The 13944-nt window shown below is 70.1% G+C and carries 11 protein-coding genes; 6 read left to right on the plus strand and 5 right to left on the minus strand.

What is annotated here, in order from left to right:
• Positions 1-99: 99 nt before the first annotated feature.
• Both ACRAKI_RS11485 and ACRAKI_RS11490 read left to right on the plus strand, forming a co-directional pair.
• The gene (locus ACRAKI_RS11485) at positions 100-1398 is read left to right on the plus strand and encodes a lytic polysaccharide monooxygenase (RefSeq protein WP_447007043.1); all 1299 of its coding nucleotides are present in this window, start codon (positions 100-102) and stop codon (positions 1396-1398) included.
• Positions 1383-1943 carry a hypothetical protein gene (locus ACRAKI_RS11490; RefSeq protein WP_447007044.1) on the plus strand — a complete coding sequence of 187 codons (561 nt, stop codon included), beginning with the start codon at positions 1383-1385 and terminating at the stop codon, positions 1941-1943. Before ACRAKI_RS11485 ends, ACRAKI_RS11490 begins: the two co-directional genes overlap by 16 nt.
• An 8-nt stretch (positions 1944-1951) precedes the next feature.
• On the opposite strand, the gene ACRAKI_RS11495 is transcribed toward ACRAKI_RS11490, so the two are convergent.
• The 4 genes from ACRAKI_RS11495 to ACRAKI_RS11510 all read right to left on the minus strand — a co-directional run bounded on the left by ACRAKI_RS11495 (position 1952) and on the right by ACRAKI_RS11510 (position 6189).
• On the minus strand, positions 1952-2995 hold the full coding sequence (locus ACRAKI_RS11495; protein WP_447007045.1) for a LacI family DNA-binding transcriptional regulator: 1044 nt from the start codon (positions 2993-2995) through the stop codon (positions 1952-1954).
• Between the two features lie 229 nt (positions 2996-3224).
• Positions 3225-4043 carry a carbohydrate ABC transporter permease gene (locus ACRAKI_RS11500; protein ID WP_447007046.1) on the minus strand — a complete coding sequence of 273 codons (819 nt, stop codon included), beginning with the start codon at positions 4041-4043 and terminating at the stop codon, positions 3225-3227.
• Complete coding sequence (locus ACRAKI_RS11505; protein ID WP_447007047.1) at positions 4040-4894, minus strand: carbohydrate ABC transporter permease; 855 nt, start codon at positions 4892-4894, stop codon at positions 4040-4042. The genes ACRAKI_RS11500 and ACRAKI_RS11505 overlap by 4 nt, the downstream gene beginning before the upstream one ends.
• Positions 4894-6189: an extracellular solute-binding protein gene (locus ACRAKI_RS11510; RefSeq protein WP_447007048.1), complete on the minus strand. Its 1296-nt coding sequence runs from the start codon at positions 6187-6189 to the stop codon at positions 4894-4896. Before ACRAKI_RS11510 ends, ACRAKI_RS11505 begins: the two co-directional genes overlap by 1 nt.
• A gap of 194 nt (positions 6190-6383) precedes the next feature.
• Here ACRAKI_RS11510 and ACRAKI_RS11515 point away from each other — a divergent pair, with 194 nt between their 5' ends.
• Complete coding sequence (locus ACRAKI_RS11515; protein WP_447007049.1) at positions 6384-7373, plus strand: LacI family DNA-binding transcriptional regulator; 990 nt, start codon at positions 6384-6386, stop codon at positions 7371-7373.
• Positions 7367-9721: a beta-xylosidase/alpha-l-arabinosidase gene (locus tag ACRAKI_RS11520; protein WP_447007050.1), complete on the plus strand. Its 2355-nt coding sequence runs from the start codon at positions 7367-7369 to the stop codon at positions 9719-9721. Before ACRAKI_RS11515 ends, ACRAKI_RS11520 begins: the two co-directional genes overlap by 7 nt.
• Positions 9722-9967: 246 nt before the next feature.
• Here ACRAKI_RS11520 and ACRAKI_RS11525 read toward each other — a convergent pair whose 3' ends face one another.
• A complete protein-coding gene (locus ACRAKI_RS11525) occupies positions 9968-10936 on the minus strand; it encodes an acetylxylan esterase (protein WP_447007051.1) in 969 nt (322 codons plus the stop codon).
• 103 nt (positions 10937-11039) lie between these two features.
• Here ACRAKI_RS11525 and ACRAKI_RS11530 point away from each other — a divergent pair, with 103 nt between their 5' ends.
• The gene (locus ACRAKI_RS11530; RefSeq protein WP_447007052.1) at positions 11040-12062 is read left to right on the plus strand and encodes a LacI family DNA-binding transcriptional regulator; all 1023 of its coding nucleotides are present in this window, start codon (positions 11040-11042) and stop codon (positions 12060-12062) included.
• Positions 12063-12316: 254 nt separating this feature from the next.
• Positions 12317-13936, plus strand: coding sequence for a cellulase family glycosylhydrolase (locus tag ACRAKI_RS11535; RefSeq protein WP_447007053.1), 1620 nt, complete (start codon positions 12317-12319; stop codon positions 13934-13936).
• Positions 13937-13944: the final 8 nt, after the last annotated feature.

Raw genomic sequence — 13944 nt, forward strand, 5'->3', positions numbered from 1 at the left:
TTGAAACAGATCGTTGACGTGCGGTCACCGGTAGTGCGATCGTAATTCTGGGAGCGCTCCCAGTCTGATTGTTCACAGATCACCGTCGATCTGAAGGAGATGTCCTTGCGACTCAAGCGCTTAGGGGCGTTGGCCGTGGCCGCGCTCGGTATCGTCGGTGTGACCACCGTGTTCGTCCAGAGCGGCGTAGCGGTGGCGCACGGTTCGATGACCTACCCCCCGAGCCGCACCTACGCCTGCTACGAAGACGGCAGGATCGGCGGCGGCGGTGGCGACCTGAACCCGACGAACCCGGCGTGCGTCGCCGCGGTGCAGATCGGCGGGAAGCAGCCGCTGTGGGACTGGTACGGCAACCTCATCAGCCAGGCCGCGGGCAAGCACCGCGAGATCATCGCGGACGGCGACCTCTGCGGTCCCACCACCAAGTACGACGCGTACAACCTGGCCCGCAACGACTGGCCGGTGACCACCCTGCGGGCGGGCGCGTCGATCAACTTCAAGTACAACGCCTGGGCGCCCCACCCCGGGCGCTGGGACCAGTACGTCACCCGGGACGGCTTCGACGTCACGCAGCCGTTGAAGTGGTCCGACCTGGAGCCCGTGCCGTTCGACAGCATCACCAACCCGCCGCTGGGCAGCGGCGAGTACTCGTGGAACGGCACCCTGCCCAACAAGTCCGGCCGCCACATCATCTACTCGATCTGGCAGCGCAACGACAGCCCCGAGGCGTTCTACAGCTGCTCGGACGTGATCTTCACGGGCGGCAGCGGCGGCGGTGACACGGTGGCCCCGACGGCGCCGGGCACGCCCACCGCCACGGCCTCGTCCACCTCGGTGGCGTTGAGCTGGCCGGCGGCGACGGACAACGTGGCCGTGAGCGGCTACACCGTGTTCCGCGAGGCGGGCGCCACCGACGTGCCGGTCGCCACCTCCACGGGCACCTCGGCCACCGTCACGGGCCTCACCGCGAGCACCGCGTACCAGTTCTACGTGGTGGCGCGGGACGCGGCGGGCAACACCTCGCCGCCGTCCGCGGTGGTGTCGGTGACGACCACCTCCGGTGGCGGCACGACGCCCGGCGCGTGCTCGGTGACGTACAGCGTGCCCAGCTCGTGGTCCGGCGGCTTCACCGCGAACGTGTCGGTGAAGAACACGGGCACGAGCGCGGTCAACGCGTGGCAGCTGGTCTGGGACCTCCCCTCGGGTCAGGGCATCACCCAGTCCTGGTCGGCGGACGTCACGGTGGCGGCGGGCAAGGCCACCGCGAAGGGCGCCAGCTGGAACCAGAACATCCAGCCGGGCCAGACGGTGAGCTTCGGGTTCAACGGTTCGGCGCAGGGGACGCCGACGAACCCGGCGTCGTTCGCCCTCAACGGCGCTTCGTGCGCCACGGCCTGATGTTCGGCCGGTGCGCGGCCCTGGTCGCGCTCCTGGTGGGGTCGGTCGCCTGTTCCTCGGCGACCGGCTCCACCGGCCTGGCGGCCAACGCGCTGGGCCCGCCCCTCGCCACCGCGTCCGAGGTGGGCGAGTGGGTGCGGGAGAAGACGGGGCAGTGCGGTGAGGTCGCGCCGCGGACGATGGAGGAGTTCGCCGAGTTCGTCGGTCCGCTCCGCGCGAAGCTCTACGCGCCGTACGTGGCGGAGTGGGCGACGTGCAAGGCGGGTCCGTACGAACGGCTCGGGCTGGTGGTGTTCCAGCGCGAGAAGCTGGCGGACTTCCAGCGCGCGTGGCAGGCGGCGCTCACCAGCGGCGAGGTCTCGGACAACCCGGACTTCGGCTTCGGCAACGGCTTCGCGCTGAGCGGCACGCTCGGCTTGGAGCTGCTGGGACTGCACGACCTGCGTTGCACTCCGGTGCTGCCTGGCGACGAAGTGGGACACACCGTGCCCGCAGAGGCGGAGGGGTGCATCTACGCGCAGAAGCCAGGCGGTCACCACCACTAGGCGGCTCGTCAGCGCGGCGCGGCGGTGCTCTGTCGCACCACCAGCGTGGTGGCAAGCTCGATTCGGCGGTGTTCGGGCTCTTCACCACGTGCCAGCGTGATGGCGAGACGGGTGCCCGCCGCGGCCATGTCCTGCAGCGGCTGCCGGACCGTGGTCAGCGGCGGGCCCACCCATTGCGCCACCGGGAGGTCGTCGAAGCCGACGACGCTGAGGTCCTCCGGGATGCGCAGGCCGGCCGCGCGTGCCGCCTCGTAGACGCCGAGGGCCTGGAGGTCCGAGCCGGCGAACACGGCGGTGGGCGGGTCGGCGAGGTCGAGCAGCGGGGCGAACTGGGCGCGGCCGGACTCCACGTGGAAGTCGCCGTAGCGCACCAGGGCCGTGTCGTAGTCCAAGCCCGCCGTCTCCAGTGCGGCCCGGTAGCCGTCCACTCGGGCACGGCTGCACAGCACCCGCTCGGGACCGCCGATCATGGCGATGCGGCGGTGGCCCAGTTCGATCAGGTGCCGGGTGGCCGTCAGGCCGCCGTTCCAGTTGGTGGCTCCTATGGACGGCGTCTCCAGCTGCGGTTCGCCGATCGGGTCGACCACGACGACCGGGATGTCCCGCGCGCGGAGCTTCGCCAGCTGCGAGGACGTGAGGTCGGAGAAGACGGAGATCACGGCCAGCGGCTTGCGCGCGATGACGCCTTCGAGCCAGCCGTGACCGGGGGTGAGCCGACCCTGCGACTCCGACAGCACCAGCGCCAGACCCTGCTCGGCGGCGACCTGCTCGGCGCCGCGGATGATCTCCAGCGCCCAGGCGCTCTCCAGCTCGTGGAACATCAGTTCCACCAGGTTGGACCGCTTCGACCGTTCGTCCGCACGCCGTTGGTAACCGTGCCGTCTGATGATCGCTTCGACCCGTTCGCGGGTGTGCGGAGCGACGTCCGCGCGACCGTTCATGACCTTCGAAACAGTCGGAACCGAAACCCCTGCCTCGGCCGCGATGGCGGCGATGGTGATCTTACCTGAGGCGGTGCCATCCGAGGGTGACGGGTCGGCTTTGGTCGGCATGAGGGCAGTCTACGACAGCCCTGCCCAGTTCCGGCCGCCTGACGCGGGGCAGGGCTGGTGGGTTGTTGGTCACTCGACAGCCCGGTAACGCGTTCGAAACAATCGAAGTATAGATCGAAACTGTCGACGTCCACTGATTGAGACGCTGCGCACGTCACAGGTTATCGGAAAGTAGAGGGCTCGGGCCCGCTGGGAGAAGCGCGGACCCGAGCCTGGTGGGGAGGAATCGCTACTTGCCGAAACCGGCCGTCAGACCGCTGAGCAGGAACCGACGTCCGATGAGGTACACCGCGAAGATCGGGAGCACGGACAGCGTCACCGCCGCCAGCAGTGCCGGCACGTTCGTGCCGAACTGGCTCTGGAAGTCCCACAACCCGAGGGTGAGCACCCGCGACGACTTGGACTGGGTGAGCACCAGGGGGAAGAGGAACCCGTTCCACGCGCTGAGCGAGGTGTAGACGACCACGGTCATGATCGCCGGCCGCGCCAGCGGCAGGACCAGCGACACCAGCACGCGCATCGGGCCGGCGCCGTCGATGGCCTGCGCCTCGTACAGCTCGCGCGGCACGTCGCGCAGGCTGTTGGTCAGCACCAGCATGGCCACCGGCAGCGCGAACGCCGCCGTCGGCAGGATGATCGCGGTGAGCGTGTCGTACAGCTGCATCCGGGTGATCATCAGGTACACCGGGATGATCGTGGCCTGCGCGGGGATCGCCAGACCCATGAGGATCAGGGTGAACCCGCGCTGGACGAACGGACCGGTGTTCCGGACCACCGCGTAGGCGGCCGGCACCGCGACGAGCACCACGATGCCCACCGTCGCGACCGTCACGATCACGTTGTTCAGCAGGTACTGACCGAACCCGCCGGTCAGCACGGTGACGTAGTTGTCGAGCGTCAGCGCTTCCGGCATCTCCCACGCGCTCTTGCCGAGGTACTCGGCCCGGGTGCGCAGGGACACGGTGACCAGGTAGATCAGCGGCCCGAGGATGAAGGCCAGCCACGCCAGGGCGAACAGCCCGGCGGGCCAGTTGGGACGAGACTTCACGACCCCTCCTGCTGGCTGCTCATCGCGCGGAACCCGCTCCAGCGCATGACCGCGACCGACAGCGCCGTGCCGAGCACGACCAGCACGACCGCGATCGCGCTCGCGTAGCCCATCTCGAACCCGCTGAAGCCGGTGATGTACATGTGCAGGGGCAGGATGCGGGTCGCGGTGCCCGGCCCGCCGCCGGTCAGGATCAGCACGGTGTCGAACGTGGTCAGCGAGCCGACCAGCATCAGGACCGACGACGTGACGATCGTGTACCGCAACTGCGGCAACGTGATGTGCCGGAACTTGCTCACCCGGGAGGCCCCGTCGATGGTCGCCGCCTCGTACAGCGACGGCGGCACCGCCCGCGCCGCACCTTGGTAGAGCAGGGTGTGGAACGGGATGAACTGCCAGGAGATCACGAGCACCACCGTGTAGAGCGCGATGTCCGGGTCGCCCAGGAACAGCGGGCCACCGACGAACGCGCCGAAGTTCGGCTCGAGCAGCGCCTGCCACAGCAGGGCGATGGCGGCCGTGGACAGCAGCAGCGGGAGGAAGAAGATCGAGCTGAGCACTGCCCTCGAACGCTGCTTGCCGGCCGCCCAGACCCCGACCAGCAACGCGATCGGGGTCTGGACGAGCCACGACATGACCATCAGCAACAGGGTCCGCCACACCGAGGCGCGAGCCTCGGAGTCGTCGAGCAACCGGGACCAGTTCTCGCCACCGTTGAACTGCGGCGTGCCCAGACCGTCCCAAGCGGTGAAGCTCAGGTAGATCACCAGGATCATGGGCAACGCGGCGAACAGGGCGAAGAACGCGAACGCCGGCACGGCATACCAGGCCGAAGGCCGCTGGGACGACATCAGCGCGCGGCCACCGCGTCGACGAACTGCTGCGGCGAGACCTTGCCCAGGAAGAACTCCTGGAGCTGGGTCAGCATGTAAGTGGCCTTGTCGGCCGGCAGGTCCTGGTCCCAGGACAGCTGGAAGTTCTTCGAGTCCAGCACCATCTCGTAGATGAAGGTCGCGTACTCGGGGTGCGCGGACTTCTTCAGCTTCTCCTCGGCGCCCACCACCGGCGGGACGTCACCGGCCTCGATCAGGGCCTCGATGTAGGAGTCCTCGTGGAGCGTGGTCGTGACGAACTTCTTCGCCGCGTCCAGGTTCTTCGAGTCCGCCGTGGCGGAGTAGAAGTTGCTCACGTTGCCGACCAGGTTGGACGGGTCGCCCTTGCCACCGGCGATCGACGGGAACTCGATCCAGCCCAGGTTGCCCTGCTTGACGAAGTCGGGGCTCTGGTCCAGCTGGTTGGTGTACTCCCACGAACCCATGAGGTGCATCGCGGCCTTGCCCTGGGCGAGGATCGTCGACGCACCACCGGCGTCGTAGCCCACGGACGCGAACGCGTCACCGAAGCCACCGCGGTCGATGAGCTCCTTGAGCTTGGTCATGGCCCCGACCACGGCCGGGTCCTTCCAGCCCTCGGGGCCGTTGTCCCGGATGTTCTTGAACACCTCGTGGCCCGCGAAGCGGTCGAGCACGTACTCGGCCCACATCAGCTCGGTCCACGCCTGGGTGCCGGCCAGGGCGATGGGCGTGATGCCCTTCGCCTTGAACGTGTCCACCAGCGACAGCAGGTCGTCCCACGTCTTCGGCGGCTGCACGCCCGCTTCGGTGAAGACCGTCTTGTTGAAGAACAACAGCACCGGCTGCATACCCCGCATGGGGACGCCGTAGTTCTTGCCGTCGAGCTTCGCGCCGTCGAGGACGCTGGGGATGAACTTCTCCTTGACGGCCTTGTTCTCGTCCAGCACGGCGGTCAGGTCGGCGACCTTGCCGGCGTCGACGTACTCCTTGAGGTTGCCACCGCCCCAGTTGAAGAACAGGTCGGGGGCCTGGGGCGAGCCGATGGCCACCCGGAGCCGCTGCTTGTAGGGGTCGTTGCCGAACGTCTCAAGGGTGGCGTCGCCGCCGTCGGCCTTGAACGAGTCGATCGACTTCTGCTCGATCTTGTTGAGGACCGGGTCCTCGAGGGCCCAGATCTTCAGGGCTCCACCGCTGGTCTCGCCCGGACCGGACGTACCACACGCGGACACCACTGCTGTCACGGCGACGAGCCCCATCGCGATGAGGGGACGCACCCATGAACGGCGGGACATGCGACCGCCACCCTTCTGCCACGCTGCGGAATTGATTCGTGGCATCGAAACATTTCGAAACATCCACGACTTGCGCAGACCTTAGGCCCGTGTCCAAGCGGTGTCAAGCATCACCCAAAAGCGCGTCTCGGTGACGTTTCTGCACGTCAAGAGGTCACTCTTGTGTTTCGATCGAGTTTCGATACTATCGGCCCATGCGTCGAGCCACGTTGGCCACGATTGCCGCAGCAGCGGGGGTGTCCCTCCCGACGGTGTCCAAAGTCCTGAACGGGAAGGACGACGTCGGCGCGGAGACAAGGGCTCGTGTGCGGCAGTTGCTCGCCGAGTACGACTACGTGCCGGTGGGGTCCCGTCGGGCCTCCGGGCACCTGCTCGTGGACCTCGTGTTCACGGCTCTCGACAGCCCCTGGGCGGTGGAGATCATCCGCGGTGTCGTCGACACCGGGCTGCACGTCGTGGTCTCGTCCACCGACAAACCCCGTCAGCACACCTCGTGGGCGGCGTCGCTGGTGGAGGCACGGCGCGCGGGCGCGCTGCTGGTCACCTCCCAGCTGACCGCCGCCGACCGCCGGGTGCTGGCCAACTCCCGCATCCCCGTCGTGGTCATCGACCCGGTGGACCTGCCGCAGCCGAACGTGCCGAGCGTCGGCGCGACCAACTGGGCCGGCGGCCTGGCCGCCACCGAGCACCTCCTCCGCCTGGGCCACCGCCGGGTCGGCGTCATCGGCGGACCGGCCGGGATGCTGTGCAGCCGCGCGCGGGTCGACGGCTACCGCGCCGCGCTGGACCGGGCGGGCATCGCGTTCAACCCCGAGCTGGTCAAGCACGGGGACTTCAAGCACGAGGGCGGGTTCCGCCGCGCGGCCGAGCTGCTGGCGCTGCCGGACCGGCCGACGGCGATCTTCGCGGGCAACGACGAGCAGGCGCTGGGCGTGATCGAGGCGGCCCGGATCATCGGGCTCTCCGTGCCGCACGACCTGAGCGTGGTCGGGTTCGACGACCTGCCGGTCGCGGTCTGGTCGTCGCCCGCCCTCACCACCGTGCGCCAGCCGCTCACCGAGATGGGCCGCCACGCGGGCCGCATGCTCGCCGACCTCATCGCGGGTCGTCCCGTGGAGACCGAGCGGGTGGAACTGGCCACCGAACTCGTCGTCCGATCGTCAACGAAGGAGCCGCCGTGCTGAACGTCTGGGCCGATCCCGGAAAGCCGACCGGTGAGCGGGTCGCCGCCTTGCTGGCCGAGCTGACCCTGGAGGAGAAGCTGGCCCAGCTGGTCGGGGTGTGGGTGGGTGTGTCGGAGACCGACCAGGAGGTCGCTCCGGCGCAGCACGAGTTCGCCGAGCCGCTGCCGCCGTGGGACGAGTTGACGAAGCCGGGCCTCGGCCAGCTGACCCGCGTGTTCGGCACCGGGCCGATCGACCCGCTGGTCGGCGCGAAGGTGCTGGCCGAGACGCAGCGCAAGCTGGTCGGCAACACCCGCTTCGGCATCCCCGCCATGGCGCACGAGGAGTGCCTGGCCGGCTTCACCGCCTGGCAGGCCACCGTCTTTCCCATCCCCCTCGCGTGGGGCGCGTCGTTCGACCCGGTGACGGTCGAGCGGATGGCACGCGAGGTCGGTCTCGTGATGCGCGACGTCGGCGTCCACCAGGGATTGGCGCCGGTGTTGGACGTGTCGCGCGACCCGCGGTGGGGGCGCACCGAGGAGACCATCGGCGAGGATCCGTACCTCGTCGGCCTCCTCGGTGCGGCGTACACCAAGGGCCTGGAGTCCAGCGGGATCGTCGCCACCCTGAAGCACTTCGCGGGCTACTCGGCCTCGCGCGGCGGGCGCAACCACGCGCCGGTGCACATGGGTCCGCGCGAGTTCGCCGACGTGGTGCTGCCGCCGTTCGAGATGGCACTGCGCCTGGGCGGCGCCCGGTCGGTCATGCACTCCTACGCCGAGGTGGACGGCGTGCCGCCGGCCTCCGACGCGTCACTGCTCACCGATCTGCTGCGCGACCAGTGGGGCTTCGAGGGCGTGGTGGTCGCGGACTACTTCGGGGTGTCGTTCCTGGAGACCTCGCACGCTATCGCGGGCTCACCGGGTGAGGCCGCCGCGCTGGCGCTGGCCGCCGGTGTGGACGTGGAGCTGCCCAGCGTGCGCTGCTACGGCGAACCGCTCGCGGAACTGGTGCGGTCCGGCCAGGTGGACGAGGGGCTGGTGGACCGCGCGGTCGTCCGCGTGCTGACGCAGAAGTGCGAACTGGGCCTGCTGGACGAGGGCTGGGCGCCCGAGTCGCCCGCCGTGCTGCGCGACGAGCCGGTCGACCTGGACCCGCCGGCGCTGCGCGACCTGGCCCGCACGATGGCCGAGCGTTCCGTGGTGCTGCTGGACAACGCCGCCGGCGTGCTGCCGATCGACCCGTCCACCGTCGGTGCGGGGAAGCTCGCCGTGGTCGGGCCGTGCGCCGACGACCTGCTGGCGCTGATGGGCTGCTACGCGTTCCCGAACCACGTGGGCGTGCAACACCCCGAGGTGCCGCTGGGCGTCGAGATGGACACGATGGTGCAGGCCGTGCTGGCGGAGTTCCCGGCCGCGACCGTCACCAACGCCAAGGGCTGCGAGGTCGACGGCGACGACCGGTCCGGTATCGAGGACGCGGTGGCCGTGGCGCGGGACGCCGACGTGGTGCTGGCCGTGCTGGGCGACCGGGCCGGGCTGTTCGGCCGCGGCACCTCCGGCGAGGGCTGCGACGCCGAGGACCTGTGCCTGCCGGGTGTGCAGGGCGACCTGCTGGAAGCGTTGCTGGCGCTGGACGTGCCGGTCGTGCTGGTGCTGCTGAGCGGCCGTCCCTACGCGCTCGGCCCGTACCAGCCGGCTGCCGGGTCGGACGCGCGGCTCGCCGCCGTGGTGCAGGCGTTCTTCCCCGGCGAGGAGGGCGCGGGCGCGGTCGCCGGCGTGCTCAGCGGACGCGTCAACCCGTCCGGCAAGCTGCCCGTGCAGGTGCCGCGCGGTTCCGGCGGCCAGCCGACCACCTACCTGCACCCGCCGCTCGGCGGTCCAGGCGGGGTCAGCTCGGTCGACCCGTCGCCCGCGTTCCCGTTCGGGCACGGCCTGTCCTACACGACGTTCGAGCTGTCCGACTTCAGCGCGGGCGAGCAGTTCCCGTCCGACGGCGAGGTCGAGGTGTCGTGCGTGGTGCGCAACACCGGTGACCGGGCCGGCGCCGAGGTCGTCCAGCTCTACCTGAACGACCCGGTCGCCAGCGTGACGCGGCCCGTCCGCCAGCTCGTCGGCTTCGCGCGGGTCGAGCTGGAGCCGGGTGAGTCCGCCGAGGTGGCGTTCCGGCTGCACGCCGACCGCACCTCGTTCACCGGGCGCGACGGCAAGCGCGTGGTCGAGACGGGCGAGATCGTGCTCCAGGTCGGCTGCTCCAGCACGGACATCCGCTGGCAGCAGTCCGTCCAGCTGACCGGTGAGACCCGGGTCGTCGGCTACGACCGCGTGCTGGTGACCCCCGTGAGCGTCACGTCGCGACGAGGTGGCTGACCGATCCCCACGGGTCGCCCCACGGTGGTGACCCACGAGCTGGTCATGGACACGGGAGGCCCCGGGTCGAGCTACCCGGGGCGCCTGGAGAGCCGCCGAGTCCATTGACCGGGCAGGGGCGTGAGGGGGCTATGGCGGTGGTCCCCTCACGCCCCGCCAAACGCGGTGCGCACCTCTGTGCCGGAGAGCGGCTCGCTCGCGCCTCCGACGCGCGCTCCTCGACCGCCGACTTCCGGTGAACCGGGATCAGAGGTGGGCGCGCAGGTGGCGGAGCTTGCGCTCGTCGTGCACGCGCGGTGTGGTGTGGCCGGTGAACGGGAACACCACCATCTCCTTCGGCGCGGTGATCTCGTTGTAGGCCGCGTACACAGTGGACGGTGGGCAGACCTCGTCCATCAGGCCGACGCTCAGCAGCGACGTCGCGGTAATCCGGCGGGACAGCAACGCGCCGTCCACGTACCGCAGGGTGTCGAGGGCCGCCGGGATCAGGTCCACGTGCTGCGCCAGGAACTGGGAGATCTCCGCGTACGGCTCAGCGTCTGTGATCGTGATCGCCCGCTGGAAGTCGCACAGGAACGGCACGTCGGCGTGGCACACCTTCACGGCCTCGCCGTTCAGCGCGGCGGCGGCCAGCGCCAGCCCGCCGCCCTGGCTGCCGCCGGAGACGGCGACCCTGGTCCCGTCCACGCCGTCCAGCGCGACGGCCACTTCCACGGCGCGAGCCGCGTCCACCATCAGGCGGGTCACGTAATACGTTTCAGAAGACGCGATGCCCCGCGTCATCACGCCGGGGTACTCGGGGCCCGCGAACCCGGAATCCGGGGTGGCGCCCACCGTCCACCGCCCGCCCTGCCCGCGGGTGTCCATCACGAACACCGCGTACCCGGCGGCCGGCAGCAACGTGTGCTCCGACGGGAGCCCCCGCCCGCCGCCGTAGCCGATGAAGCAGACGACGGTCGGCAGCGGCTCCACGCCGGAACCGGCCGGGCGGATGTACCACCCGCGCACCCGGTCGCCGCCGTAGCCGGAGAACTCGACGTCCCAGACGGCCAGCGGCCCGTACGCGTCGGCCCCGTACGGCGTGAGCACCGGAGGCAGTGCGCCGGCGCGCGCCTCCTCCAGCCGCGACTTCCACCAGAGGTCGAGGTTGTCCGGCTCGGCAGTCGCGGTCCGGTAGAGCGCGAGCTCCCGCTCGGAGAGGTCGAACCAGGGCACGGCGGTCCCCTTTCAAGTGATCTATTAAGCGCTTAACCACCCTACTGGGCGTGACTGCCGGAACAGCGGTCTAAACTCGTCGATCACCGACCGAGGAGGCGCGGTGGTAGCCAAGCGTCCGACCATCTCGGACATCGCCAAGGCCGCGGGCGTGTCCACCGGCGCGGTGTCGTACGCGCTCAACAACCGGCCGGGCGTCTCCGAACCGACCCGCCGCCGGATCGTGGAGATCGCCGATCGGCTCGGGTGGGTGCCCAGCAGCGCCGCCCGTTCGCTGAGCGACGGGCGGGCGAACGCGATCGGGCTGGTGGTGGACCGGCCGGCGCGGGTGATCGGTGTCGAGCCGTACTTCATGCAGCTCATCTCGGGTATCCAGGGCGCCCTGGCGGGCGGGCCGACGTCGTTGCTGCTCCAGGTCACGGACAACTCGGCGGCCGAGCTGGCGGCGTACCGGCGGTGGTGGGGCGAGCGGCGGGTGGACGGCGTGCTGCTGGTCGACCTGGTCGAGAACGACCCCCGGGTGGAGCTCGTGCGCGAACTCCGACTGCCCGCCGTGGTGTTGGGCGAGCCCGTCGTGCCGGACCTGCCCTGCGTGTGGACCGACGACGAGATGGCCGTGGTGGAGGTCCTGGAGTACCTGGTCGCGCTGGGTCACCGCCGGGTCGTCCGGGTGGCCGGGCCGACCAAGTTCGTGCACACCCAGACCCGCTCGCGCGCGTTCACGGACGCCGCCGCGCGCCTTGGCCTGACCGAGGCCAGGGTGGTGCACGCCGACTACTCCGACGAGGCCGCCGCCCGCGTCACCCGCCGCGTGCTGACCAGCGGCACACCGCCGACGGCGCTCGTGTTCGACAACGACGTGATGGCCGTGTCCGCCCTGGGCGTGGCCCACGAACTGGGCCTGACCGTCCCCGACCAGCTCTCCCTGGTCGCGTGGGACGACTCCGCCCTCTGCCGCCTGGTCCGCCCGGCTCTCTCGGCCGTCCGCCGGCCGATCGCCGAGCGCGGAGCCGCCGCCGTCCGCCTCCTGCTGGACGTCATCGGCGGCGCGCCCGCCGAGCAGGTCAAGACCTCGGACCCCGAACTCGTCCCCCGCTCCAGCACCGCCCAACCCCCATCCCCCTGAGTCCTGCGTTCGTTCCGGACGCAGGACTCGCGGGTTGGGGGTCGACTGCGGGGCGTGGGCGTAGCAGACTGTGCGACGGGGTCTGGGAGCGTTCCCAGGAGTGTGGGTGCGGCGGGGCGGGGCGATGGTTCGACATCGAATGACCACCGTTGACACTTAAGCGGTTAAGTGCTTTGGTGTGGGTTGCCTGCCGCAGGTAGGCGCGCTGCCCTGCGCTCGTTATGTCAACGTCGACAACATCGCGAGGTACATCCATGCGCAAGCGATTCGCCTTGGCCGGCGCCGCCATCGCCGCCTTGGTCCTGTCACTGCTGACCGTGGTGCCGGCGCAAGCCGCCGCCGGGTTCACCGTCAGCAACGGGCGTCTCCTGGACGCCAACGGCAACGACTTCGTCATGCGTGGCGTCAACCACGCGCACACCTGGTACGTCGACCGCACCACCCAGGCCCTCAAGGACATCAAGGCCACGGGTGCGAACACGGTCCGCGTCGTCCTCAGCTCCGGCGACCGGTGGACCCTCAACAACGCCGCCGACGTCAGCAACGTCATCGCCCAGTGCAAGGCGAACAAGCTCATCTGCGTGATGGAGGTGCACGACACCACCGGTTACCAGGAGCAGAGCGGCGCCGTCAGCCTGGCCCGCGCGGTCGAGTACTGGAAGAGCGTCCAGACCGCCATGGCCGGCCAGGAGAAGTACGTCATCCTCAACATCGGCAACGAGCCGTGGGGCAACACCGCCTACACCGGGTGGACCCAGGCGACCAAGGACGCCATCACCTCGCTGCGCGCGGCCGGCTTCCAGCACACGATCATGGTCGACGCCCCGAACTGGGGCCAGGACTGGGGCTTCACCATGCGGGACAACGCCGCCTCGGTGTTCGCCACCGACCCGCAGAAGAACACCGTGTTCTCCATCCACATGTACGGCGTGTACAACACGGCCGCCAAGGTCAACGAGTACCTGAACGCGTTCGTCGCGGCCAAGCTGCCGATCGTGGTCGGCGAGTTCGGGCACGACCACTCCGACGGCAACCCGGACGAGGACACGATCTTCGCCACCACGCAGGCGCTCAAGCTGGGCTACCTGGCGTGGTCGTGGTCGGGCAACGGCGGCGGTGTCGAGTACCTGGACATGGTCACCGGCTTCAACGCCGCGCAGCTCACCCCGTGGGGCCAGCGCGCGATCAACGGCGCGAACGGCATCAAGGCCACCTCCCGCCAGGCCAGCGTCTACGACAGCGGCACCGGCCCGGACACCACCCCGCCGTCCACGCCCGGCACCCCGACCGCGTCCGGCGTCACGTCCACCGGCGCCACCCTGTCCTGGACCGCGTCCTCCGACAACGTCGGCGTCACCGGTTACGACGTGGTGCGCGTCAACGGCACCACGGAGACGGCGGCGGGCAGCTCCACCACGAACAGCGCGAACATCACCGGCCTGTCGGCCGGCACGGCGTACACGTTCGCCGTCTACGCCCGCGACGCGGCGGGCAACCGCTCCGCCCGTTCCGGCACGGTCGCCGTGACCACCCAGTCCGGCGGCGGAGGCACGGGCGCCTGCGCGGTGACCTACAGGGTCACCGGCCAGTGGCAGGGCGGCTTCCAGGGCGACGTCAAGGTCGCCAACACCGGCACGACCGCGGTGAACGGCTGGACGCTGCGCTGGACGTGGGCCAACGGCCAGACCGTCAGCCAGTCCTGGGGCGCCACCACGACCCAGTCCGGCGCCACGCTGAGCGCGACCAACGTGTCCTACACCGGCAACATCCCGGTGAACGGCTCGGTCAGCTTCGGCTTCATCGGCTCGTGGAACGGCACCAACTCGGTGCCCACCTCGTTCACCCTCAACGGCGCAAGCTGCACCACCGCCTAGGAGCCGGG

The sequence above is a fragment of the Saccharothrix isguenensis genome (assembly GCF_052936305.1).

Bases quoted from the DNA above. Each gene is read 5' to 3' on its own strand.
- ACRAKI_RS11515 (WP_447007049.1), top strand. From the start codon at position 6,384: ATGCGTCGAGCCACGTTGGCCACGATTGCCGCAGCAGCGGGGGTGTCC.
- ACRAKI_RS11495 (WP_447007045.1), bottom strand. From the start codon at position 2,995: ATGCCGACCAAAGCCGACCCGTCACCCTCGGATGGCACCGCCTCAGGT.
- ACRAKI_RS11485 (WP_447007043.1), top strand. From the start codon at position 100: ATGTCCTTGCGACTCAAGCGCTTAGGGGCGTTGGCCGTGGCCGCGCTC.
- ACRAKI_RS11505 (WP_447007047.1), bottom strand. From the start codon at position 4,894: ATGTCGTCCCAGCGGCCTTCGGCCTGGTATGCCGTGCCGGCGTTCGCG.
- ACRAKI_RS11535 (WP_447007053.1), top strand. From the start codon at position 12,317: ATGCGCAAGCGATTCGCCTTGGCCGGCGCCGCCATCGCCGCCTTGGTC.
- ACRAKI_RS11510 (WP_447007048.1), bottom strand. From the start codon at position 6,189: ATGTCCCGCCGTTCATGGGTGCGTCCCCTCATCGCGATGGGGCTCGTC.